Raw genomic sequence first — 18,622 nt, forward strand, 5'->3', positions numbered from 1 at the left:
GGACACCAGAATGAATTTGCAATGTGCATGTATGCGCCTGGCGGTGYGATCGACACCACCTGCTCCGACCGTCAAGACATCCGTTCAAGAACCACCGAAGGCCTCGAACGACAACCAGATGATCTGGCCGTTCCTGCCGTTTCCGCGCGGCTGGCACGCGTCGAGCTGATCGGCCATTCTTAAAAGCGCAACGCCGCGCAAGCGGAATATCATCGCTTGGCGGCGTCCGTTTAGGTATTGGGCGCTGAAATCCCCAACACCCATAAGTCGGTGGCGACGCCCAAAGGTTCGATCAAGCGTCCGTCATTCTGCGCCGGTTAACCCGCTCAGATGGCTCGAAAAATCGCGCAGAAGATGCGGCGCGCAGAGAACGGGCGCCGAGGGTTGAGGGGCGCGCTCGACCGTCCGTTTGGTGCCGGCGATCGATCGCCGCTCAGACGCCGGTGCTCGCGCTCGCGGCGCTGCTGGCGCTGGCGCCGAGCGCGCCTTGCGCGTTGTAGGTCTGTCCGGATTGATCGCCCTGACTGCCTTGCGTGCTCGCCGACGTCTGGACCTCGGTCGTGCCGTCGGAATAGGTGATGGTCGTTGTGGTCATCCCGTCGATGGTGATGGAGACCTCGCTGACGATGGTCTTGGCCGAACTGCCGCCGCCTCCGGAGCCAGAACTTCCACCCGCGGATTGCGAAGACGAAGTCGACGAGGTCGCCGATGTCGACGACGTGGCTGATGTCGACGATGTCGCCGACGTCGATGAAGCCGCGGAGGACGGCGTCGCCGCGGTCGACGGAGACGACGTCACCGCCGCGGTGGAGGAAGCAATCGCACTGACCGACATGAAAACCTCGCCTGAAGGAGATTCCGGACGCGGCGCCGTTTGAACCTCCGCGTTCTCCTTCAACGCGGAACGCGCCGAAATCAGGCGGCAGCGACCGCAATGAATATTTCCCGCCGTACAGACGCAACCAATCGCCTCGCCACGAGTTGCAGCTTGTTCCCAACTTTCCAGGGCATCCCTGCGTGTCTGCGATCAGCCTCCGCTTGCCTGTTCGGATAGCCGGATCGTCTCACGTCCGCGTGAGATGGAGCGACCACCGGTGAATTTTCACGAGCGCGTAGAGACCAATGAACAGCAGGCCGCAAGGCAAGGGGACACAGTGAGCCAAATTGATACGACGGAAAAACTCTCCGACACGCCGGAGACCGGAAGCTCGCTGTTTGCGTTGTGCGGGCTCGGTGTGGCGGGGATCGCAATGCTGGGCTGGATTTGCGCGCTGGCCTGGATCGCCTGGCGCCTCGCCGACTGGCTGTTGTTCTGAGGCGCCGCGCGGCCCCTCCCCCAGGATATCAAGCTCGGGACTGGTCGGGGCAGCTGGATTCGAACCAACGACCTGCAGTACCCAAAACTGCCGCGCTACCAGGCTGCGCTATACCCCGAATGTCCGGCGAGCCCTGTCGATACACGCTTCACAAGGCGCCAGCAAGACGGCAATGACCCCGCCGCCCGGCCCAATTTTTGCGGCCCTATTTGCTGCCGAACAGCGGGTGGCCGACGCGGTCGCCGGGGCGGATGCCGTATTTCTGCGCCGTTCCGGCCGGCACCTCCAGGACCGCCTTGGCGAGCCCCTGGGACGAGATGATCTTGGTCGACAGCGGCTCGGTATTTTCCGCGATACGCAGGATGCGGCCGTCGGCGCGGATGAAGATCATGTCGAGCGGGACGTAGGTGTTCTTCATCCACATCGACACTTCCTGCTCGGGACTGAAGTCGAACAGCATGCCTTTGCCGTCCGCCAGTTCCTTGCGGTACATCAGGCCGGTCTGCTTCTCCTGCTCCGTCGTGGCCATCTCGACCGAGAACACCTGCACACCGCCCTTGGTGACGATCTCGAGCGGCTGGAAGCTGGCGGCGCCGACCGGCGCGCTCGCGGCGGCGAAGCCGGCGACGACGAGAATGGCGGCAAGCCAGCCCCGGGCAACGGACCAGACGGCCTTTCGATCAAAACGCATGGGACGGCACTCGGGACGGCGGGGATGGCCTGGCGGCGTGGGACTGGAACAACCCTTACGCGGCGCTCGCCGGAAAAGCCAGATGGCGCACGCCCAGGCGGCCGCGCGCCTCTGCTCACGATCGTGGGAGCTTTGGGCCTTGCGGCCGCTGGTGGGAAGAAAGACGTCCTAGTGGGACGAAAGACTTCTTAGTGGGACGAAAGGCCTGGCGATCCGGTCTCGGGATGGATCTCGGCGGCCATCATGCCCTTCGAGCCGGGCCCGAAGCGGACCAGGACATATTGGCCGGGCCTGAGCTCGGTCATGCCGAAGCGGCGCAGCGTTTCCATATGCACGAAGATGTCGGGGGTGCCCTCGCCGCAGGTCAGGAAGCCGAAGCCGCGCAGCCGGTTGAACCATTTGACCTGGGCCCGCTCCAGCCCGCTGGTCGGCGTCACCGTGACATGGGTGCGCGGCGGCAGCATCTGCGCCGGATGGATCGCGGTCGACTCGTCCATCGAGACCACGCGGAAGGCCTGGTAGCCCTTCGCGCGCTGGATGCATTCGACGACGATGCGGGCGCCTTCGTAAGCGGTCTGGAAGCCGTCGCGCCTCAGCACGGTGACGTGCAGGAGCACGTCGGGCCAGCCATTGTCGGGAACGATGAAGCCGTAGCCCTTTGAGGCGTCGAACCATTTGATGACGCCGTGCACCTCGACCAGGTTGGCGCTGGTCTCGCCAAGTCCGGTGAAGGGACTGAGCGCATTGTCGCGACCGGCGCCGCCGTGTTCGCCCACCGCGGGAACCCCGACCTTCTTGGACTCAAATCCGTCCGACGACCCCATAACCCCGGACCCCACACTGCCATGCAACCCGCCTTAATGGCGGAGCTCGAATCACGCGTCTTAAGAGAATGTTCTCAATTCGACGCGACGCGAATCTTTCGAATCAAAAGATAACACTCCCGGTTGAGAGGCATAGACAAAAAAGAGATTCGCCGGAACCTATGAACAGCTTGCACAGCCGCGAATCAAACTGATGCCTCAATTCCCGACAAAGGGCCCGAGCGCTTCGCCGATGTCGTGGCGGATCACCAGGTCGGCAATGTCGTCCGGATCGGTCGGCTCGCGATTGATGATCACCAAACGTGCACCGCTGTTCTTGGCCATCATCGGAAAGCCTGCCGCCGGCCACACCACCAGCGAGGAACCGATCGCGATGAAGAGGTCGCAATGCTGCGACAGCTCGGTCGCGCGCAGCATCTCGTCCTCGGGCATCGACTGACCGAATGAGATCGTTGCGGTTTTCACCGGCTCATCGCACGCGGTGCAGTTGGGAGCGGCGCCCTCTTCGTCGAAACGGCGCTTCACCCAGTCGAGCTGATAGGCCTGCCCACATCCGATGCAGCGCGCAAAAGTGGTATTTCCGTGAAGTTCAATCACGTGATCGGGCGCGAAGCCCGAGGCCTGGTGCAGATTGTCGATGTTCTGGGTGATGATCGCGGGAACCTTGCCGGCGCGGTAGAGCGAGGCCAGCGCGCGATGGCCGCGGCCGGGCCTTGCCGCCGCAAAGGTCTCCTCCATCGCAAAGCGGCGGCGCCAGGATTCGTCCCGCGCCTCCTGGCTCGCGACGAATTCATCGAACGGGATCGGACGGTTGCGCGTCCAAATTCCGCCCGGCGAGCGGAAGTCGGGGATGCCGCACTCGGTCGAGATCCCGGCGCCGGTGAACGGTACGATGGTCTTCGCTTCGGCGATCATATCGCCGAGCCGTTCAACGCCGCTGCGAAGATCAGATGCGATCATGGGCAAGCCATCCCCGGTCCCGAGCATGGCTCTATAGCATGCGAGGGCGGGATGTCGCCGTCATCTCACGGACGGCGGTGCGGCCTGTCCGGCGGACAAGCCATGCGTCACGCCGCCTTCGCGACCTCGTCCTTGTCCGCGTCGGCCTTGTCATCGCCCTTAGCGTCACCCTTGTCGTCACCCTTGCGCGGCTTCGGCGGGCTTGGCGCGAGCGCGGCCTTCTTGGCCGGCTTGCCGTAGTGGGCGAGTTTTTCCAGCTCGGCCTCGAGCTCCGCCTGCCGCGCCGCAACCTTCTCCAGCAGCTTTGCGTTGGCGCGCTCGCGCAGCTCGGCCAGCTCTTCGATGCTCAGCGAGTCCAGATCGATCTTCGCCACCACAGCCTCCTGATTTGTTCTCGTGATTTGTTCTTGCGATTTGCTGTCGGGCTAGCTGCAACGCACGCAAGCGACAAGATTGTTGACGCTCTTATCCACCGCCAAGAAAGACTGCCAAGCGAGTTCGCGAAGAGCGATGCGGTCGGCAATTTTTTCCGACCTTCGCTTATCACAATCCTGCAATGCCTCCTCCCCATTGACGCCCCAATCAGAAGCGCCAATGCATGTGTTGAGTGCGACTCAGGCGCGATGCGGCGGCAGCGCCTGAGTTCAGTCGTGCACAGAAGTGTGCAGGTGTGAACAGAAGTGTTCAGGTGTGAAAAGAGGGGATGGACATGACCGAAGATGAAGAACGCAAAGCCCGCGAACGCGATGAGATCGCCGCCCGTGTTGCCGCCTTCCGCGCCACCCAGGAAAAGTTCAAGCGCGAACGCGACGAGTATTTCGTGTCGACGCTCGAGAATGCCCGCAAAGTCGAACGGCCCTCGCTCTGGCCGTAGGACATCAGATCATCGCGACTAAAGATCATTGCGCAAAAGAGCCCGGAGCATCGCTCCGGGCTTTTCGCTTAACCGTGGTTGCTACCAGTGACGATAGTACCGGTGGCCGTAATACGGTCCGCCGCCGTAATAGGCGTACGGGCCTGGCCCGTAATAATAGCCCGGGCCGTCGTAATAGCCGTAGCCGGGGCCATAGCCATAATACGGACGGGACGCAGCCAGCGCGCCCGCGGTGATCGCGCCGGCGGCCAGACCGAACGCAAGGCCCGGCCCGATGCCGCGACCGCGCGCCTCTGCAGGCGCCGGCGCCGCAACCGCGGTCACACCCACCGCCGCGACGGTGGCCAGAACTGCCAATGTCTTCTTCATGCTGGATCTCCTCCTTCCCGGATCTCCTCCTTCGCATCTCGGGGACACAACGCCGGCGGCTGGCGATGGTTCGCGGGCCGTGGAACCGCAAGCCGGGAAAAAAATCGATAAAAATGTCGATGCGACGGGAACGATCTCGCGGTCCGCGGATTGGATTTCCAAGTGCAAGGCCCGCCATCCGGGTGAGGCCGACGCACGAAGACCCCGTCAGCATCCGCCGCGATGCTGGCGGGGTTTTTCGCTTTCAGGGACGAGGCTTTCAGGGACGACAATGGCGGCACGGCCAACCGGCTGCCAACGGGGCGGACGATCGAGGAGGAAAGCTTGCCGATAACCGCTCTGCTCGCCCGCATCCGCAGGCTGGTTCCGAAGGCGCGCGATCAGCATTACGACGAGATCGTCCGCAGCTTCGGCGTCGGTGCCCTGCGCCCGCCGCCGACGCCGATGACCGACGGCGAGCTCGCGCGCGTCATTGCCGAGTTCCTCAAGGAGCAGCCGTCCACCGAGTCCGTTGCGACCCTCGGCCGCCGGCTCGACCCCTCCTCCCGGCTCTGAACGGCTTGCGACGCCGGGAACAAACCTGCCGCGGCCGCATTGATGTCGTCTTCGCGCAAGAGAGGCCAGCATGCCTGCGTGGCTCGAAGTCCTCCTCAATTTGTCCGGCTTTGCCGGCTTCGTGGCGCTCGCGACACGCGGCAGCTCGGGCCCGCGCGCCGGCGCCGACGATCAGCGTTAATTGGCGTGCGGCGCGCTAGCTAGTTCGCGCGCGGCGCCTGGCCGGCGGTGCGCACCAGCCGGTCGGCCTTGACCAGGACATGCGTGTCCTCGACCTGCGGCCGCAATGAGAAACTGATCACCACGAAGGCGAGGCAGAACAGCGTGCCGACGACGGCAACGCGCCGGTAGGTGTGCCGGTCGCCTTGATGAAATGACGGTTCTGAAAAAGGTGTCATTGAAAAAGGTGTCATTGAAAAAGGTGTCATTGAAAAAGGTGTCCTGGAAAAGGATGTCCTGGCAAAAACGCTGCTTGGCAAAAGGGGTTTCTTGGTTGTCGTTGCCAGACACCTATCCCAACCCGCCGCAACTGCAACGCGATTGGGCTTTTAACCTAACCGAATAGGGTTATCCGCTTCGCCGCAAGCTTTCGTTAGGCGTTTGCGCGCGGCGACGATGGTGCGGATGCGGCGAGCCTCGTGACAGCGATGAGATCGCTCCTGCGGTGCGCCGACCAGCTTTGTTCCAGCTTCGACTCCATTTCGTTCTCAAAGAACGAATCGGAATCGAAGAAATCGGCGCGGAGCAACTCCTAACGATTGGTTTGCATCGCGCGCCGACGATATCCCGTCACATCGCATCTGCTTTTTGCATCGCGCGGTCCCTTCTGACAACCGCATTCGCAGCGACGGCAGCAGGCATGACTTGTTCTGCATCCGACTCCATTTCGTTCTCAAAGAACGAATCGGAGTCGAGACAATCGGCGCGACGCGATTGCTAATGATCGATGAAGGCGCAGTCGCGTGACTTCGCCGGCGGCAGGAATTTCGAGACGATGCGCAACCACGATGGGACGTTGGCTTCGCCAAGGCGTTGGCTCCGAGCCGTCAGCGTCACATGCGCGACCGCAACGACCGGCATGAGATGCGCAACGATCGTCTCGCGCGCGTCCAATCGGCCTGATCGCGTCCGGCGCGCGCTAGACTGGACACGCCGCTAGTGCCGCATGGCGTCGCGGTCTGGCGACGTGCCTTGAGTCCGGTCGCGTCGCGTTGTCCTTCGCCGCAAAGCAGTCGAGGATCTGGATGCGGAGTTCTTCTGCGGCCGGGCCCTCGACCTTCCTGAGCTGATTCCAGAGCCTGATTACTTCGCGCTGCTGCTCGATGTTCATGAGTCACCTCCAAGGCCACTCACTAGAACAAAATAGGAACAAAAAGTCCAGCCTCTCCAGCAGATTTCCTCAGCGTCTTGCCTTGAACCTTTCCCGGCTTGCGAAGACCCATGGAGGCTGGGGATTTCAGCGCCCAGTCATACGGCAGCGCCGCCTGACGAACATATTCCGTCATCGCGGCGCTGTTGCTTTTTGGAGTTTCAACCTTAAGTTAAGGTGACGGTTGGCGGCTAGGCGCTGAAATCCCATTGCCGTCGGCCAGAAGAGCCCCGTGCGCAAGCGCGGGGTTTTTCTTTTGCGCCATTCGCCGGCAGCGCTTCGCGCGTCGGCCTGCACGCGCATGACAACGGCATGGAACGCGCCTCACCCCTGCCCGTTAGCTCTCGCCAAAGGTCACGCTCAAGGGTGACGCAATGCCAAAGACATATTTCGCCGTAGAGGTCGTTCGGCAGATTGAAGAGACCGTTGAGATCATCGTCGAGGCGAAGGACGAGACCTCCGCGCAGAACGCGGCGCTCGCGCACCTGAAGGCGCGCGGCGACGAATACCAATGGCTGAATTCGAAATCGGAATTCATCGTCTGGCGCAAGCGCGCGATCGATACGCCGGCGATCGTGGACGTGACCGCATGATCAGGTTGGAAGCGTGTCGATGATCGCGACCGTCGCGGGACTGTTCGCGATCGCGGAGCACGATCTCGTCCTCCGGCGGTGAACCTTTTTCGCGCTGGCGCGTCTTATGAGAGAAGCCTCCCCCAGGCTTCACCCCCCATCAGAAAACCCCGCCTCCCCCAGGCGGGGTTTTCGCTTTTCTCAGAGGCGGATTTGGCAAACGCCTTGGATCAGACCGAGTCCTTGGCGACCTTCAGCGGCGACGCCTTGACCGACTTGCTCGCCGGCTTCGCCGCGAACTGCATCGGCTCCTTGGTGAAGGGATTCACGCCCATGCGGGCTTCGGTCGCAGGCTTGTTCACGACCGACATCTTCACGAAACCGGGAATAACGAACTCACCGGACTCGTTGAGCTCCTTGTAGCCGACGGTCGCCATGTACTCGATGACCGACTTCACATCGTTCTTGGAAAGCTGCGTGCCCTCGGCAATTGCATCGATCAGCTGGGTCTTGGTCATCTTCGCCATGTCTAAAGTCCTCTGAATTGGGTGCGCGCGAGCTACGATGTAACTCTGCCTGGGACGCGGTAAAACCACGCAGGGCGCTTCTGTTCATGCCAATGGTCATGAAGTGACCGGGCTTAGAACCCATCGAGGCCGAAAACGCAAGCAGCAGTTCGGCCTCGGTTCCGCAATCCTCAGCCCGGACAAAGCCCCGGGAGGGCCTTATGCGAAGCCTCCCGCGACGCGGCACAGTCGCTCCGTTCGCAACGAGGCCATGCCCGCATCACCCGAAGTCACGAAAGCCCCACGCCAGGATTCCAAACATCAGGACGACGATGCACGCCGAGCCGGCGACGACCATGAGCGCGACTTTGGCACCGGACAGGCCTGCCCGTCTTGCCCTGACCGCGGCATAGAACAGCAGGACGAACAGCAGCGGACCAACGAACAACAGCATTTCGACTCCCCGCTTCTCATCTCATCGCGCGTCAGGGCACGTTGCCGCTGTTGCGCGATCCGCCAATCGAAACCGGCTTGTTCAGGAAATACTCGCGATTGCCCGTGGCCGCTTCCGCGTACTGGTCGATGGCGACGATGATGGCCTGGACGTGGGCGTAGCACCACCCTTCGCGTGTGGCCTTGCGGCGAACATCCTCGAGCGCTTTCAGGAACGGCGACAGCTCGGGCTCGTCATCGAACCACCTCACCAAGTCCTCCCGCCGAGCACCTTGCCCTGGTTGTGATGCGGCTGGGCCTTCTTCAGCGCGTCCCGTTGCGCACAGAGGTCGTCGATCCTGGCCTGCATCCGGCTCAGCAGGGCTTCGGCCGAGGCCGTCCCCAAGCCCGCCCGTTGCAGCCCGAGGATCTCCCTCCGCTGGCGCCCCGCCTGGATGCGCATGTGTTCGATGTCCGCCCTGATGACGTCCAGGTCCGGCATGGTCAGCCCTCGCAATGTCGAGACGAACTAGAACAAAAAGAGAACACTAAGGCAAGCCGCTAGGGCTAGCTGGAACCCGAGCCGCCCGGACAAATTATGGATTCAGCGACGACACGAAGAGCCGAACGATGAGCAAGGAAGATCTGTTGAGGCAGGCCGAGAACGCCGAGCGCCACGCCGACCAGGCTGTCGACCCCGAGGTCAAGGAAGCCCTACGGAAAGCCGCCGAGGACTTCCGGCGCGAGGCCGAACAAGAGGACTAACGCCCCGCCTCCGGCGCCGTTCGGGCAGACCCGACCAAGCCATCGGCGTCGGCGTGGGTTCTCTTTTGCGGGCATCTCCTGCATAGTGCGGCATGGCTAAAACAAAAGTGACCTTCAAAACCGTCCGGATCTCGGAAAACGACTGGAAAATCCTGGCGGACTACCCCGACAGCGAACAGCGCGAAATCACAGGCTTCGCCAGCAAGGCCGATGCCGACGACTGGATCAACGGAGACCGCAAGATCGCGTGGCTCCGCTCTCAGGGCTACGCCAAGTGAGCTGCGTCACGTGACGCGATAGCTGTCCGGCGCGTCGCGCATCAGCTTCGCCGACGCGGGCCCGCTTCCTCCTCCGCTCCAGGTTGTCTCACCATCACCGTGCTTTGCAGCCACGCTGCGAAGGGCTTTGACCTGACCGGAGCCCACTTGCTGTCCGGCTCCGCTCCAAAGCAGAGACGAGGCTGGGAGCTTGCCTGCGGCCCATCCTTCGAGACGCCCGCCTACGGCGGGCCCTCAGGATGAGGTCGCGTTTGCAGCGAGAGATCTGACCCTCATGGTGAGGAGCCCGCCAAAGCGGGCGTCTCCGGACGATGCTCTGCATCGCCGGGCGAACCATGCAGGCCGAGCTCGTCCGGCAGCCTCCCCCTGTCATTGGACCTCGGGACTTTCACCGTCACTCGGCCGGGATGAAGCGGAGCGTGCCTGCGCGGCGCGTCGGCTTGCCGGTGTCGTTGGTGTGATTGACGCCGTCCATCACGGGCACCTCGGCGAAATCGAACGGGCTGACCCCGTCCAGGCAAGCCACGTTGACGGCATAGAGGTTCTGGTCGGATCGTCGCTGATGATGGGTGTAGATTCCGCAGCCGGAGCAGAAGAAGTGCTGCGCCGCTCCGGTGTGGAAGCGGTAGCTCGTCAGCGCATCCTCGCCCCGCAGGAATTTGATCCCGCCCATCTCCGCCATGACGACGACAGCGCCGCGCATCCGGCAGTAAGAGCAGGTGCAGCGGCGGATCGAATTGAAGCCGTCGCTGAGCGTCGCCTCGAAACGCACCGCGCCGCAATGGCACTGCCCTGCCCGAATGGTCGTGTCGCTCGCCATGTTGCCCGTGTCTCCTGTTCAGATCAGTTCTACGCCGGTCCTGAATACAACATCCCGATCGGTCTTATCCCGCCTTCGCGAGTCACCTCGTCGTGAAACTTGTGGCCCGGCACGCGTTGTTGACACTTCAGTAACCCAACGCCTCCACTCTGCATTAAGTATCGTTGCGTTGGAGTACCCCACAGTGCTGGATTTTGACGAGCTGCGTGAACTTGCGGCCGATGTACGCGTTTTTGTCGACGTCGCCGAAGACAAGGCCGAAGCGCTCAGAGCCGTCATCGCGGCTTATGACGTGGTGCTGGCGATCTTCCCGTCCGGAGACGGCATGGGCCTCCACGTCATCAAGGGCAAAGAGATCCTGGACAAGATCGCAAAATCACGGACCCATGCGATCTACAGCCACACGGCCATCGCGGTGCCTGACCTGGAGCATGCGGAAGTGCTCAAATATCTGACGGCCCCGGTCGAGCAGCGGATTGCGGCATAGGACGGCGATCTCGTGTCCCGGACGCGCTGCGTCCGGGGCAAGAGCGCACAGCGCGGCGCACTGTCGCCGCACAGCTCCCTGGCGATGACGCCAAGCCTGACTGGCAGGATGCTCCGGCTGTTGTATGGTCGGATGTTTCTCGCGAGGGGCTGATGAAGATTGCCATTGTTATCGCCGGCTTGATCGTTGTTGCCGTTGCCGCCCTGGTGGCGATCCAGCCAGGCTTCTTGAAGCCTGCGTCGCTGGCCCTCGTGAAGAAGTCCGACATCCTCGGCTTTTCCCCCGGCATGACATTCGACGAGGCGAACAAGGTCGTCACCCAACGCCGCTACCGCTGCCGCCAGCTTCGCGAGTCCCATATCCTCGAATGCGCGGTCGACGGTGCCAAGCTCACGATCCATAGCGACGACATCGACGCCAGGCATCCCATCTGGCGCGTCAATGCGGAGTTGAAGAATCCGGGGCCGCAAGACGCTGCCGTCAAATCGATCTCCGACCAGTTCAACGCCCAGCCAACCAGGGACGCCCGGGAGGGATGGATCTGGACCGTCGGCCGCGGGCTCAAGCTGAGCTACGACGGCAGCACCTTGACGCTCGTGGACGCGGCTGAGGAGGCCCGGCTCGGCAAAGACGGATCAAAGCGCTAGGGAGCGCGACGCCGAAATTCGGGTACGCGAGGCGCGGAACGATCGGCGAGACCGATCGGTTTCCTCCAACGCGTCCGGAAATCCCTGGGGATACTCACTCTCGCATGTCCCTGGTCGCGAAGTGACATCCGAACGCCACCACGACCAGAGCAAACGTCGAGCCGAGCAGAATTCGGAGCGCCAATTCTGTCCCCTCGCTCACATACCGGACGTCGTGTCGGTGAGCGTAACGCTGGGGATGTGCGGCATCAGGCTGTTGAGGAGAGCTCGTCAAAAGCACAAGCCAGGCGACGGTCCCGCAAATCGCCACGACCCTCGCAATCTTTCCGATCCTTTGAAGCCAGCGCTTCATGCCGCCCTCATCATGGCGTGGATCTCTTCTTCGCTTTTGCCCGGCTTGGCTTTCATAAGCTCCAAGAGGTAGCCGCGCTTCTCAAGTCTTCGGCTTACTCAGCAGCTTGAGAGCGCTGAGAATGGCGAAAGCACCCAGGCCGTAGGTGAGTGCATTCACGACCCAGGAAATAGCAATCCCTGCGAAGGCGGAGCCTCCGACCGCTCCCCAGAACAAATACGCTGCGGTGACGCCGGGCCACTCCAGCGACAGAAAGGCGTAGTCGGTCAGCGGCTCCATGACGAGGAGCACTGAGGAGATCAGCGCCCCGATGGCCAACGCGATGATGAGGTTCGCCTTCACGGAGAGCATCAAAAACCCAGCAGCCCGGCGAAGACAGGAATGAGGATATAGGCGGCGAGCCCGAGAAGGCCGCCCACGACGAAGCGTGCAGCGCGGCCGTGAATCTTCGTATCGAGCCACGCGCAAACGGCCACCGCAGCCTGTCTCAGCCAATTACCAACGAGGCTTCTGACGAGATCAAACAGGAGTTCTGCAAAGATAGCGGCCATGGCGTTTAGTCGCCCCACCTCTGGCGGGGTTCAACCGTGATTACGGTGACTGCGCTCGTTCGCCGTTGCTCGGCGCCGAACAGGTCGAAGCCTCGGTTCTCGGGAGCCGGGGGCCTGCTCAACTCTCGCTGGGCAAGCCATCGCGAACCATCTCGCCGACAGCACCGCCCAAAATGACGGACACTGTGACGGGCCATACAGCCGCCATCACGATGACAGCTCCAAAGGGGATGTCCCTGTTGGGGCGATCGTAGGATTCCATAGCCGTGAAAACGAACAGGGCTATCAGGCAACCGATCGCGTATTTCTTTTTCCAGCTCATGTGATGAAGACCTTCTGAAGCCGTGCATTGGTCGCGCCGGCTTTTCCGTGGGTTCATCTGCGCCGTCGCCAGCTGCCGGACTTGAAGCCGCGTGCTTGCCCGATCACGCGTGCGCCACTGTCATTCAGCCTTGATGTTGGCGTCCTTGATGATCTGCTGATACTTCGCCATCTCGTCCTTGATGAAGCCGGCGAAATAATCCGGCGTGGAGCCGAGCGGTTCGAAACCGAGAAGCGCGAAGCGTTCCCTCACCTCCGACCGCTGCACGATCCTGGCGATCTCGGCTTGAATTGTCGCGACCAGGTCGGCGGGCAAGCCCTTCGGGCCCCACAGGCCGTACCAGGAGCCAAACTCGAAGCCTTTCATGCCGGACTCGGCCACGGTCGGAATCTCCGGAGCGATGTCGACGCGCTTGGTGCTGGTGACGGCCAGCGCCTTGATGCTTCCGGCTTTCGCCAGCGGCAGCGAGGACAGGATCGGATCGGCGATCAACTGCACCTGGCCGCTCATCAGGTCCGTCAGCGCGGGGCTGGCGCCCTTGTAGGGCACCACCAGGGTGTCGACACCGGCATCGCGCTTGAGCAGCTCGATCGCCATGTGCCCGGCCGAGCCGAAGCTCGATGTCGCGAAGGTGTATTTGCTCGGATCCTTGCGAACCAGATCGAAGAATTCCTTGAGAGTTTTGGCGGGCATCTGCGCCGTGGTGCTGACGATCAGCGGTCCGCTGGCCACCAGCGAAATCGGCGTGAAGTCGGTGACCACGTCGTAGGGAACGGCCTTGTGCAGGAACGGCGTCACCACATGGATCGACGCGGTCAGCATCAGCGTGTAGCCATCCGGCGCGGCCTTGGCGACATAGTTCGCGCCGACGATGCCGCCGGCGCCACCGGCGCGGTTCTCGACGATAAAACTCTGCCCGAACGACTCGCCCAGCTTTTGCGCGAGCAGGCGCGCGACGCCGTCGACGGATCCCCCCGCGGGATAGGGCACCACGACGGTCACCACGCGGCTCGGATAGGTGTCGGCCGCAGCCGGCGCCGCGGCAAGCCCGAACAGGGCCGTGCCCAGCAGGGCAAGGACATGAAGTCGTTTCATCGAGGATCCTCTCAAACGCTGCGTTGGAAGATGCCCCGGGTAGCTTCCCCCGTCGACTATGTTTTGGCCGGCGACGAACCCGGCATGGTCTGAACACAAAATGAGTTACGGCGACAGTACACCAAATTCATTCGCCATCGCCAACCTGCTAACCCTGCGGCTTCGGTTCATGCTTGGCGGACAGCGTCGATTGAGTGCATTGTCACCGTAATCGCGACGCTGTTGAAGAGTCCAACCCGCCCTATGGCTGGGTCTCGACTTCCGGGCTCTCCAACAGACACGGGTGACGACAGGCACCTACGTTGGGGCCGTGAACCAGCGACCCATTAAAGATTCATAAAACGCCAAGCGAGGCCAAATAGGGCTGAAATGAAAAGCAGCGCCGCTATCAGCGACGAGAAAAAGAAAACGGCATTCGCTTTCGTCAATTCAATTTTTCTCTCACCAACTTCTATTATGTCCAACATTTCCGCCGTATCTGCAATGTTCTCAGCAACCCATGAAACGGTAGTCATCACCATCCCAATCGCAAATATCGCCAGAAAATAGCCTACACCTTTGTATTGAGGCACAGCGTTGTAGTCTTTCAAGAGCGACAGACATCCAACCACTCCGGCACCATGGGCTGTAAACAGATAGGCCAGCAGTTTTCTATTCGCGTCTGAGAAATACTTTTGCACGTCCACGTTCAGCCGCCGCTTTTCTTGATCCATATCGTCCCCCTTGTTTCACAATTTGTACGTGAAACATTGACGAGATGCCACAGGCGGCGCACGATTCTGCATCGGTAACGGTTGCCGTAAGAAGCGCAAATGAAGGATTGCGGTGACAGTCCAGCACCGTCACCGCAATCGAAATTGTGACTCGGGACACTAGCGGCTATTCCTCGTCTTCTTCATCGTCACTGATGACCCGCACCCCATAACGGTAAGGGTAAGTCGCGTATTCCCGAGTCTTGAGGCCAGAGAAACCCTGTGCGACGGCGAACACGGTGCCTTGGATGCGCATCTTGCCTGACTTAGTGCGGGAAATCTTCGATATCCTGATGATGCTCGTCACCTCGACCCTGCCGGATAACCATCGGCCGTGGGCGGAGGAAGATGTCGCCTCCCATCGATCGAACGTGAACTCTACGATGACCTGGTTTGCCTTGCGCACCCCGTCCGTGGTTTGCCCGGGTCGCCGATGGCTCAGCGTCTTTGGAGAGAACGTGTGCGAGCCCTGCACCAGGATGAAATCCCCAGCACTCAAGAGAGCCGACAGCGCACCACGTTCAAGATCATCGGAGATGTTAGCGACTGTCAGCTTTTCCAACGAAGCATGTAGCACGGATCGGACGTACCAGTAGAGCGCTTGGCCGTCACCACCCTCATACATCCATCCGGAATTTTTCGGGCGGGGCATAAGACGGCCCACCTCGTTACACATGCCCAGCTGCAGCGCGGTATCGTAGCCGTCTAGGTTCTTGAACCTGATACGTTGCTCTGCGGCCAATTCGAAGAGCCGCAGGTGATTGAAGTACTGCCACGCCGAGGCGTGCTCGCGGGATTGGTCGAGGATGGTTTGGATGTCCATCTCGGCCACGTCGGCTTCCCACTTCTTCTTGATGCCCCGGAGCGTCCTCGCATCGAGATTCTTGGTCAGCTCGCTCGTTGTATGGACCTTGTCGTGGTGCAGGGTGCACAAGACAGCAAGGTTCGGCACTTCGTGGTCGCGTGACTTCGCCCACTTCCGGATATGATGGACAATGACGCCGCGTCTGTGATTGCGGCAAATACAGCAGGTAAACCTGTTGGCGAACAAGACCTCGATGACCTTGTCGGAGGGTATAGCGGGACGGCCCTCGCCGAGGAGGTTGTCGATTGCCAACTTGTCCAGACCAACCTTCCGGAGCTCCGCTCGCTTCATTCGCTGGAGCCTGCCGAGCGTGTATCCCTCGGCCCTGAGCTTAACCGCCTTGGTGTTACTGATCCCGCGCGCCATCAGAGCGAGGTCTGACCGGTTGAGGCTGCTATCAGGTCCTCGCTGCATGCCCGGCTGTTGTCGGTCAATTCGGCTCACCATCTATTTCCTTATCAAAACGCATCCGGCTTCAATTTCAGCAACTTCCTCTCGTCCCGAATCCAACGGGGCATCGAGCCCCTGCCCGTCCAGACCAACTTCTTGCGGTTGCGGTACTTGGCAGTCGCCTTGGCCCGTGTCTTCTTGATCCCTCCGGCCATTCTCTCCAGCTCACCAAACCGGCGCATCTCTCGCGCAATCATCTCGTTGTGAGAGTTGTGATTACGGTGATGGCGCACTAAATTCGTTCGCAATCGTCCGCATGCTCGTGGCTTCGATCACACTTCACAGGCGAAGTTTATTGAGTGCGCTGTCGGGATCACGGCATTGTCTCGTGTTTCCGCCAGCCCCACACGATAAGGTTATGGCTCATGGTCTCACAGGCATGGCGGAAGCGTGCCTTTGGCTCGTCGGGATAGGGTTTGCTCCCCGCGCCCAAATTGTAGGGTGGCAGCAAGGTCTGGACTTTGAAATGATCGACGGCCTCCAGATTACGGTGACAGTGCACTCAATTCATTCACCATCGCCACCTGTTCGCTCTGTGGCTTCGGTTCACCCTTGGCGCATAGCGCGATTAAGAGCATTAAATTCATTCGTCATCGTCACTCCGGCTCTGCGGACAACGGCAATTGAGTGCACTGTCACCGTAATCCCCAAAGCGGTGCTCAGTTCTTTAYGCTGCTATTGCAGAATGGATGCGCGAGTTGTGCGTTCTCAAGAACGCCCAACCCGCCGTCAGCCTTGCGAACGACATGATCAATCTGGATGGAATTGAAGTGGAGAAGCGCGTTGCATATCCGACATCGCGGGGCTCCAACGATTGCATCTCTGAGAAAGGTGGCTGATTTGGTTTCGCGACTGAATTGGCTGGAGGCCCCTTCTACCAACCGTTCATCCGGGGTAAGAAACGAAAATTCCTTGTCCCCCCGCAGTTGTTCGAGGATCGCCGGGAACTCATTTCCCTGAACCAATCCCTCATAGACCCGAACATAGAGGTTCTTTAGCCTCTGGAAGCCCTTTGCGCCRCTCCCGATTTTGACCGTCACTTGATTGGAAAAGCTCTTGTTGTCGAGAATGAATTGCTCGAAGCGCTCACGAACCTTAGTGAATGTCTGAAAGGCGTCTTTCTTTTCGAACTCCCGGACTAACTCGACAACCGCGAGAAATGCTGTCGGCTGATGCCTCCCCGTCGCGCTATAGAAATACACGGCAGGATGCAGGCCAAGGGACGACGCGTGCAGCCCTGTAATACGGTTGATAATCTTTCTTGTGTTCCTGAGAAACTTGATTGTGTCACTGCCATCTCCGTCAGGGGGCGGCGGAAGATCGAGGATATTCTTGCTCTTCGTCATGTCTAGGACTGGCTGATTGTTCGCCAGGTTTATCATCTCGAAAATCAACGGAAGCGTTGGGCTGCTGTAACCCCTGCCCGCAACCGGCAGATCCAGCGTCTTGATCGGCGTTTCAATGGGTGGATGGAACAGCAGCTTGTAAAGCTCCCTTCCTATCGACTCGATCTCGTCTCTCTTATCGTCCTCAAATTCAGACCAGTATTCATGCCCCGTCGAGTTACGCGTGATGACGCGGGCGGAGATCGCATTCGCGGCCTTTCGAGCCCGAATGATCCTCAGTTCGGTCGGATCGATAGCAGTGGCGGCTTGGTTGATCTTGAAGAAGGAGTTTTCGGCCTTCTGGGAGTCGGTATTGCGGATCCATTGGAGGTCCAGCGACAGACTTGCGAGCCGCCTCGCTCTTTGGAGCACCTCGACCTTCGCCCTATCAGGATGCTCTACAGCATAAACATGTTCGCTATACGATCCGATCGTGCCGTCGATCAGCTCACGGGTTTTGCGAGCCGCCTTCATCTGCTCTGGCGGAATGTCGTTCTTCGAGAACACCCTGGAAGTATCGCCATCACCGTAATCGTTTTGGACCCAAGCAATAAGCGCGCTAAGACGGTGCGCTCCATCGATCACGAAAACGGTTTCGCCGGCCGCCCAAAGAATAATCGCAGGGACCAAGTCGCCTTCTAAGAAGGTCTTTACGAAATCTTGAATTTTCTGGGGTGACCAGTTCGCCGTTTCTCGCTGGAAATCCGGCTTCCGAAGAGCCAAGTACATGAACGCCTTCGGCTCGATATCCGTGATCGCTATCTTATCGCGGCGACTATAGTCCGCACTGCCGCTCTTAACTCGGAAGTCGTCTCGACGTATCAACGCATCGAGATTGACGATACTTGTAGCCATATCGAATCCCCAGCAGCCAAAGCCTTACTGTAGGTTGCTGAAGGCGCTTCTCAAAGCTTTTGGGATGCGCTTGCGGTGCAAAAAGCTAATTTGCCCACAACCGACTTCGGCGGAATCGAGGGTGCCCTCCCTCCGATTGTCCAGCATCGGCCCGTCATCAGGGATCAGGAGGGCATGCCCTTCCTCGCTCTTGAGGTCTTTCGCGTTTGTTTGAAATTACGGTGACAGTGCAGCGGCTAAAACCACCGGTACGCCGCAACGAGGAAGATGACCAGGAAACAGGCGGCCACGATGCCAAGCACCCCTTCGGCGCTGACATCGATCTTCCAGAACTTGATTTGAAATTTGGGCGGCGGATTCATGATGTAGCTCTCCATTTAAACTCTGGAGCTACGAATCAGCTGCGCTCAGCAAAGAATCATGGATACCAAATTCGCGACTCGGGCAAGAGGGTTCCTGCAATTTAACCGGTGATGACCGGCGCCCTCTTTCCCGACTTCCAAATGCTTGTCTTCGGTATGCCTATAACC

Annotated in this window: 33 protein-coding genes and 1 tRNA gene; 10 read left to right on the forward strand and 24 right to left on the reverse strand. The window is 60.5% G+C overall.

What is annotated here, in order from left to right; genetic code table 11:
• The coding region (locus tag ACXJMY_RS36295) for a hypothetical protein (protein ID WP_456624152.1) at window positions 1-183 on the forward strand (183 nt) is incomplete at its 5' end.
• 250 nt (window positions 184-433) lie between these two features.
• Here the strand turns inward: ACXJMY_RS36295 and ACXJMY_RS36300 are convergent.
• Window positions 434-595, reverse strand: a complete 162-nt coding sequence (locus tag ACXJMY_RS36300; RefSeq protein ID WP_456624153.1) for a hypothetical protein — start codon at window positions 593-595, stop codon at window positions 434-436.
• Window positions 596-602: 7 nt separating this feature from the next.
• Between ACXJMY_RS36300 and ACXJMY_RS36305 the strand changes: the two genes are divergently transcribed.
• Window positions 603-878: a hypothetical protein gene (locus ACXJMY_RS36305; protein ID WP_456624154.1), complete on the forward strand. Its 276-nt coding sequence runs from the start codon at window positions 603-605 to the stop codon at window positions 876-878.
• A 216-nt stretch (window positions 879-1,094) separates the two neighbouring features.
• Window positions 1,095-1,316, forward strand: coding sequence for an RNA-binding protein (locus tag ACXJMY_RS36310; protein ID WP_456624155.1), 222 nt, complete (start codon window positions 1,095-1,097; stop codon window positions 1,314-1,316).
• Window positions 1,317-1,357: 41 nt separating this feature from the next.
• On the opposite strand, the gene ACXJMY_RS36315 is transcribed toward ACXJMY_RS36310, so the two are convergent.
• The 5 genes from ACXJMY_RS36315 to ACXJMY_RS36335 form a co-directional block, all read right to left on the reverse strand.
• Window positions 1,358-1,434: transfer RNA gene (locus ACXJMY_RS36315), tRNA-Pro, on the reverse strand.
• 87 nt (window positions 1,435-1,521) lie between these two features.
• Complete coding sequence (locus tag ACXJMY_RS36320; protein ID WP_456624156.1) at window positions 1,522-2,007, reverse strand: DUF192 domain-containing protein; 486 nt, start codon at window positions 2,005-2,007, stop codon at window positions 1,522-1,524.
• A gap of 188 nt (window positions 2,008-2,195) precedes the next feature.
• The gene (locus tag ACXJMY_RS36325; protein ID WP_456624157.1) at window positions 2,196-2,831 is read right to left on the reverse strand and encodes a cold-shock protein; all 636 of its coding nucleotides are present in this window, start codon (window positions 2,829-2,831) and stop codon (window positions 2,196-2,198) included.
• A 198-nt stretch (window positions 2,832-3,029) separates the two neighbouring features.
• Window positions 3,030-3,791 (reverse strand): Sir2 family NAD-dependent protein deacetylase, encoded by a 762-nt coding sequence (locus tag ACXJMY_RS36330; RefSeq protein WP_456624158.1) that lies wholly within the window; start codon window positions 3,789-3,791, stop codon window positions 3,030-3,032.
• A gap of 107 nt (window positions 3,792-3,898) precedes the next feature.
• On the reverse strand, window positions 3,899-4,165 hold the full coding sequence (locus ACXJMY_RS36335; RefSeq protein WP_456624159.1) for a hypothetical protein: 267 nt from the start codon (window positions 4,163-4,165) through the stop codon (window positions 3,899-3,901).
• A gap of 335 nt (window positions 4,166-4,500) precedes the next feature.
• Here ACXJMY_RS36335 and ACXJMY_RS36340 point away from each other — a divergent pair, with 335 nt between their 5' ends.
• The gene (locus ACXJMY_RS36340) at window positions 4,501-4,665 is read left to right on the forward strand and encodes a hypothetical protein (RefSeq protein ID WP_162848652.1); all 165 of its coding nucleotides are present in this window, start codon (window positions 4,501-4,503) and stop codon (window positions 4,663-4,665) included.
• An 81-nt stretch (window positions 4,666-4,746) separates the two neighbouring features.
• Here the strand turns inward: ACXJMY_RS36340 and ACXJMY_RS36345 are convergent, their stop codons facing one another.
• On the reverse strand, window positions 4,747-5,034 hold the full coding sequence (locus ACXJMY_RS36345; RefSeq protein WP_456624160.1) for a hypothetical protein: 288 nt from the start codon (window positions 5,032-5,034) through the stop codon (window positions 4,747-4,749).
• A 222-nt stretch (window positions 5,035-5,256) separates the two neighbouring features.
• Between ACXJMY_RS36345 and ACXJMY_RS36350 the strand changes: the two genes are divergently transcribed.
• Window positions 5,257-5,589 (forward strand): hypothetical protein, encoded by a 333-nt coding sequence (locus tag ACXJMY_RS36350; RefSeq protein ID WP_456624161.1) that lies wholly within the window; start codon window positions 5,257-5,259, stop codon window positions 5,587-5,589.
• A 200-nt stretch (window positions 5,590-5,789) separates the two neighbouring features.
• Here the strand turns inward: ACXJMY_RS36350 and ACXJMY_RS36355 are convergent, their stop codons facing one another.
• The 3 genes from ACXJMY_RS36355 to ACXJMY_RS36365 form a co-directional block, all read right to left on the reverse strand.
• Window positions 5,790-5,987: a hypothetical protein gene (locus ACXJMY_RS36355; protein ID WP_456624162.1), complete on the reverse strand. Its 198-nt coding sequence runs from the start codon at window positions 5,985-5,987 to the stop codon at window positions 5,790-5,792.
• 538 nt (window positions 5,988-6,525) lie between these two features.
• Window positions 6,526-6,702 carry a hypothetical protein gene (locus ACXJMY_RS36360; protein WP_456624163.1) on the reverse strand — a complete coding sequence of 59 codons (177 nt, stop codon included), beginning with the start codon at window positions 6,700-6,702 and terminating at the stop codon, window positions 6,526-6,528.
• A 25-nt stretch (window positions 6,703-6,727) separates the two neighbouring features.
• Complete coding sequence (locus ACXJMY_RS36365) at window positions 6,728-6,919, reverse strand: hypothetical protein (RefSeq protein ID WP_456624182.1); 192 nt, start codon at window positions 6,917-6,919, stop codon at window positions 6,728-6,730.
• Window positions 6,920-7,332: 413 nt separating this feature from the next.
• Between ACXJMY_RS36365 and ACXJMY_RS36370 the strand changes: the two genes are divergently transcribed.
• The gene (locus tag ACXJMY_RS36370) at window positions 7,333-7,551 is read left to right on the forward strand and encodes a hypothetical protein (protein WP_456624164.1); all 219 of its coding nucleotides are present in this window, start codon (window positions 7,333-7,335) and stop codon (window positions 7,549-7,551) included.
• 209 nt (window positions 7,552-7,760) lie between these two features.
• Here ACXJMY_RS36370 and ACXJMY_RS36375 read toward each other — a convergent pair whose 3' ends face one another.
• From ACXJMY_RS36375 to ACXJMY_RS36390, 4 genes are all read right to left on the reverse strand, one after another.
• A complete protein-coding gene (locus ACXJMY_RS36375; RefSeq protein WP_007591377.1) occupies window positions 7,761-8,057 on the reverse strand; it encodes an HU family DNA-binding protein in 297 nt (98 codons plus the stop codon).
• A gap of 259 nt (window positions 8,058-8,316) precedes the next feature.
• Window positions 8,317-8,490 carry a hypothetical protein gene (locus tag ACXJMY_RS36380; protein ID WP_456624165.1) on the reverse strand — a complete coding sequence of 58 codons (174 nt, stop codon included), beginning with the start codon at window positions 8,488-8,490 and terminating at the stop codon, window positions 8,317-8,319.
• 31 nt (window positions 8,491-8,521) lie between these two features.
• Window positions 8,522-8,740: a hypothetical protein gene (locus ACXJMY_RS36385; RefSeq protein ID WP_456624166.1), complete on the reverse strand. Its 219-nt coding sequence runs from the start codon at window positions 8,738-8,740 to the stop codon at window positions 8,522-8,524.
• Entirely contained in the window at window positions 8,737-8,970 is a 234-nt protein-coding gene (locus ACXJMY_RS36390; RefSeq protein WP_456624167.1) for a hypothetical protein, read from the reverse strand. Before ACXJMY_RS36390 ends, ACXJMY_RS36385 begins: the two co-directional genes overlap by 4 nt.
• 128 nt (window positions 8,971-9,098) lie before the next feature.
• On the opposite strand from ACXJMY_RS36390, the gene ACXJMY_RS36395 reads away from it, so the two are divergent.
• Window positions 9,099-9,233 carry a hypothetical protein gene (locus ACXJMY_RS36395; protein WP_456624168.1) on the forward strand — a complete coding sequence of 45 codons (135 nt, stop codon included), beginning with the start codon at window positions 9,099-9,101 and terminating at the stop codon, window positions 9,231-9,233.
• A 92-nt stretch (window positions 9,234-9,325) separates the two neighbouring features.
• Window positions 9,326-9,511 (forward strand): hypothetical protein, encoded by a 186-nt coding sequence (locus tag ACXJMY_RS36400; protein ID WP_456624169.1) that lies wholly within the window; start codon window positions 9,326-9,328, stop codon window positions 9,509-9,511.
• 394 nt (window positions 9,512-9,905) lie between these two features.
• Here the strand turns inward: ACXJMY_RS36400 and ACXJMY_RS36405 are convergent, their stop codons facing one another.
• Entirely contained in the window at window positions 9,906-10,331 is a 426-nt protein-coding gene (locus tag ACXJMY_RS36405) for a GFA family protein (protein ID WP_456624170.1), read from the reverse strand.
• 184 nt (window positions 10,332-10,515) lie between these two features.
• On the opposite strand from ACXJMY_RS36405, the gene ACXJMY_RS36410 reads away from it, so the two are divergent.
• Entirely contained in the window at window positions 10,516-10,818 is a 303-nt protein-coding gene (locus ACXJMY_RS36410; protein WP_456624171.1) for a hypothetical protein, read from the forward strand.
• A gap of 152 nt (window positions 10,819-10,970) precedes the next feature.
• Window positions 10,971-11,465 (forward strand): hypothetical protein, encoded by a 495-nt coding sequence (locus tag ACXJMY_RS36415; RefSeq protein WP_456624172.1) that lies wholly within the window; start codon window positions 10,971-10,973, stop codon window positions 11,463-11,465.
• A 433-nt stretch (window positions 11,466-11,898) separates the two neighbouring features.
• Here the strand turns inward: ACXJMY_RS36415 and ACXJMY_RS36420 are convergent, their stop codons facing one another.
• The 9 genes from ACXJMY_RS36420 to ACXJMY_RS36460 all read right to left on the reverse strand — a co-directional run bounded on the left by ACXJMY_RS36420 (window position 11,899) and on the right by ACXJMY_RS36460 (window position 18,469).
• Window positions 11,899-12,168, reverse strand: a complete 270-nt coding sequence (locus tag ACXJMY_RS36420) for a hypothetical protein (RefSeq protein WP_456624173.1) — start codon at window positions 12,166-12,168, stop codon at window positions 11,899-11,901.
• Window positions 12,168-12,368 (reverse strand): hypothetical protein, encoded by a 201-nt coding sequence (locus tag ACXJMY_RS36425; RefSeq protein ID WP_456624174.1) that lies wholly within the window; start codon window positions 12,366-12,368, stop codon window positions 12,168-12,170. The genes ACXJMY_RS36420 and ACXJMY_RS36425 overlap by 1 nt, the downstream gene beginning before the upstream one ends.
• 118 nt (window positions 12,369-12,486) lie before the next feature.
• Complete coding sequence (locus ACXJMY_RS36430) at window positions 12,487-12,690, reverse strand: hypothetical protein (protein WP_456624175.1); 204 nt, start codon at window positions 12,688-12,690, stop codon at window positions 12,487-12,489.
• 120 nt (window positions 12,691-12,810) lie between these two features.
• Entirely contained in the window at window positions 12,811-13,785 is a 975-nt protein-coding gene (locus ACXJMY_RS36435) for a Bug family tripartite tricarboxylate transporter substrate binding protein (RefSeq protein ID WP_456624176.1), read from the reverse strand.
• Between the two features lie 326 nt (window positions 13,786-14,111).
• Window positions 14,112-14,498 carry a hypothetical protein gene (locus ACXJMY_RS36440; protein ID WP_456624177.1) on the reverse strand — a complete coding sequence of 129 codons (387 nt, stop codon included), beginning with the start codon at window positions 14,496-14,498 and terminating at the stop codon, window positions 14,112-14,114.
• Between the two features lie 166 nt (window positions 14,499-14,664).
• On the reverse strand, window positions 14,665-15,846 hold the full coding sequence (locus ACXJMY_RS36445) for an HNH endonuclease signature motif containing protein (protein ID WP_456624178.1): 1,182 nt from the start codon (window positions 15,844-15,846) through the stop codon (window positions 14,665-14,667).
• Window positions 15,847-15,860: 14 nt separating this feature from the next.
• A complete protein-coding gene (locus ACXJMY_RS36450) occupies window positions 15,861-16,049 on the reverse strand; it encodes an H-NS family nucleoid-associated regulatory protein (RefSeq protein WP_456624181.1) in 189 nt (62 codons plus the stop codon).
• Window positions 16,050-16,511: 462 nt separating this feature from the next.
• The gene (locus tag ACXJMY_RS36455) at window positions 16,512-18,092 is read right to left on the reverse strand and encodes an HNH endonuclease family protein (protein WP_456624179.1); all 1,581 of its coding nucleotides are present in this window, start codon (window positions 18,090-18,092) and stop codon (window positions 16,512-16,514) included.
• A gap of 236 nt (window positions 18,093-18,328) precedes the next feature.
• Window positions 18,329-18,469, reverse strand: a complete 141-nt coding sequence (locus ACXJMY_RS36460) for a hypothetical protein (protein WP_456624180.1) — start codon at window positions 18,467-18,469, stop codon at window positions 18,329-18,331.
• Between the last annotated feature and the right edge of the window lie 153 nt (window positions 18,470-18,622).

The sequence above is a fragment of the Bradyrhizobium sp. P5_C12 genome, assembly GCF_054049735.1.

What these genes read in the sequence shown, in the direction of transcription:
- ACXJMY_RS36435 (WP_456624176.1), bottom strand. Translation starts at nt 13,785, where the DNA reads ATGAAACGACTTCATGTCCTTGCCCTGCTGGGCACGGCCCTGTTCGGG.
- ACXJMY_RS36320 (WP_456624156.1), bottom strand. Translation starts at nt 2,007, where the DNA reads ATGCGTTTTGATCGAAAGGCCGTCTGGTCCGTTGCCCGGGGCTGGCTT.
- ACXJMY_RS36350 (WP_456624161.1), top strand. Translation starts at nt 5,257, where the DNA reads ATGCTGGCGGGGTTTTTCGCTTTCAGGGACGAGGCTTTCAGGGACGAC.
- ACXJMY_RS36365 (WP_456624182.1), bottom strand. Translation starts at nt 6,919, where the DNA reads ATGAACATCGAGCAGCAGCGCGAAGTAATCAGGCTCTGGAATCAGCTC.
- ACXJMY_RS36345 (WP_456624160.1), bottom strand. Translation starts at nt 5,034, where the DNA reads ATGAAGAAGACATTGGCAGTTCTGGCCACCGTCGCGGCGGTGGGTGTG.
- ACXJMY_RS36340 (WP_162848652.1), top strand. Translation starts at nt 4,501, where the DNA reads ATGACCGAAGATGAAGAACGCAAAGCCCGCGAACGCGATGAGATCGCC.
- ACXJMY_RS36370 (WP_456624164.1), top strand. Translation starts at nt 7,333, where the DNA reads ATGCCAAAGACATATTTCGCCGTAGAGGTCGTTCGGCAGATTGAAGAG.
- ACXJMY_RS36460 (WP_456624180.1), bottom strand. Translation starts at nt 18,469, where the DNA reads ATGGAGAGCTACATCATGAATCCGCCGCCCAAATTTCAAATCAAGTTC.
- ACXJMY_RS36355 (WP_456624162.1), bottom strand. Translation starts at nt 5,987, where the DNA reads ATGACACCTTTTTCAGAACCGTCATTTCATCAAGGCGACCGGCACACC.
- ACXJMY_RS36420 (WP_456624173.1), bottom strand. Translation starts at nt 12,168, where the DNA reads ATGCTCTCCGTGAAGGCGAACCTCATCATCGCGTTGGCCATCGGGGCG.
- ACXJMY_RS36425 (WP_456624174.1), bottom strand. Translation starts at nt 12,368, where the DNA reads ATGGCCGCTATCTTTGCAGAACTCCTGTTTGATCTCGTCAGAAGCCTC.
- ACXJMY_RS36380 (WP_456624165.1), bottom strand. Translation starts at nt 8,490, where the DNA reads ATGCTGTTGTTCGTTGGTCCGCTGCTGTTCGTCCTGCTGTTCTATGCC.
- ACXJMY_RS36415 (WP_456624172.1), top strand. Translation starts at nt 10,971, where the DNA reads ATGAAGATTGCCATTGTTATCGCCGGCTTGATCGTTGTTGCCGTTGCC.
- ACXJMY_RS36430 (WP_456624175.1), bottom strand. Translation starts at nt 12,690, where the DNA reads ATGAGCTGGAAAAAGAAATACGCGATCGGTTGCCTGATAGCCCTGTTC.
- ACXJMY_RS36390 (WP_456624167.1), bottom strand. Translation starts at nt 8,970, where the DNA reads ATGCCGGACCTGGACGTCATCAGGGCGGACATCGAACACATGCGCATC.
- ACXJMY_RS36450 (WP_456624181.1), bottom strand. Translation starts at nt 16,049, where the DNA reads ATGATTGCGCGAGAGATGCGCCGGTTTGGTGAGCTGGAGAGAATGGCC.
- ACXJMY_RS36400 (WP_456624169.1), top strand. Translation starts at nt 9,326, where the DNA reads ATGGCTAAAACAAAAGTGACCTTCAAAACCGTCCGGATCTCGGAAAAC.
- ACXJMY_RS36405 (WP_456624170.1), bottom strand. Translation starts at nt 10,331, where the DNA reads ATGGCGAGCGACACGACCATTCGGGCAGGGCAGTGCCATTGCGGCGCG.
- ACXJMY_RS36375 (WP_007591377.1), bottom strand. Translation starts at nt 8,057, where the DNA reads ATGGCGAAGATGACCAAGACCCAGCTGATCGATGCAATTGCCGAGGGC.
- ACXJMY_RS36395 (WP_456624168.1), top strand. Translation starts at nt 9,099, where the DNA reads ATGAGCAAGGAAGATCTGTTGAGGCAGGCCGAGAACGCCGAGCGCCAC.
- ACXJMY_RS36300 (WP_456624153.1), bottom strand. Translation starts at nt 595, where the DNA reads ATGACCACAACGACCATCACCTATTCCGACGGCACGACCGAGGTCCAG.
- ACXJMY_RS36330 (WP_456624158.1), bottom strand. Translation starts at nt 3,791, where the DNA reads ATGATCGCATCTGATCTTCGCAGCGGCGTTGAACGGCTCGGCGATATG.
- ACXJMY_RS36325 (WP_456624157.1), bottom strand. Translation starts at nt 2,831, where the DNA reads ATGGGGTCGTCGGACGGATTTGAGTCCAAGAAGGTCGGGGTTCCCGCG.
- ACXJMY_RS36440 (WP_456624177.1), bottom strand. Translation starts at nt 14,498, where the DNA reads ATGGATCAAGAAAAGCGGCGGCTGAACGTGGACGTGCAAAAGTATTTC.
- ACXJMY_RS36305 (WP_456624154.1), top strand. Translation starts at nt 603, where the DNA reads ATGGTGATGGAGACCTCGCTGACGATGGTCTTGGCCGAACTGCCGCCG.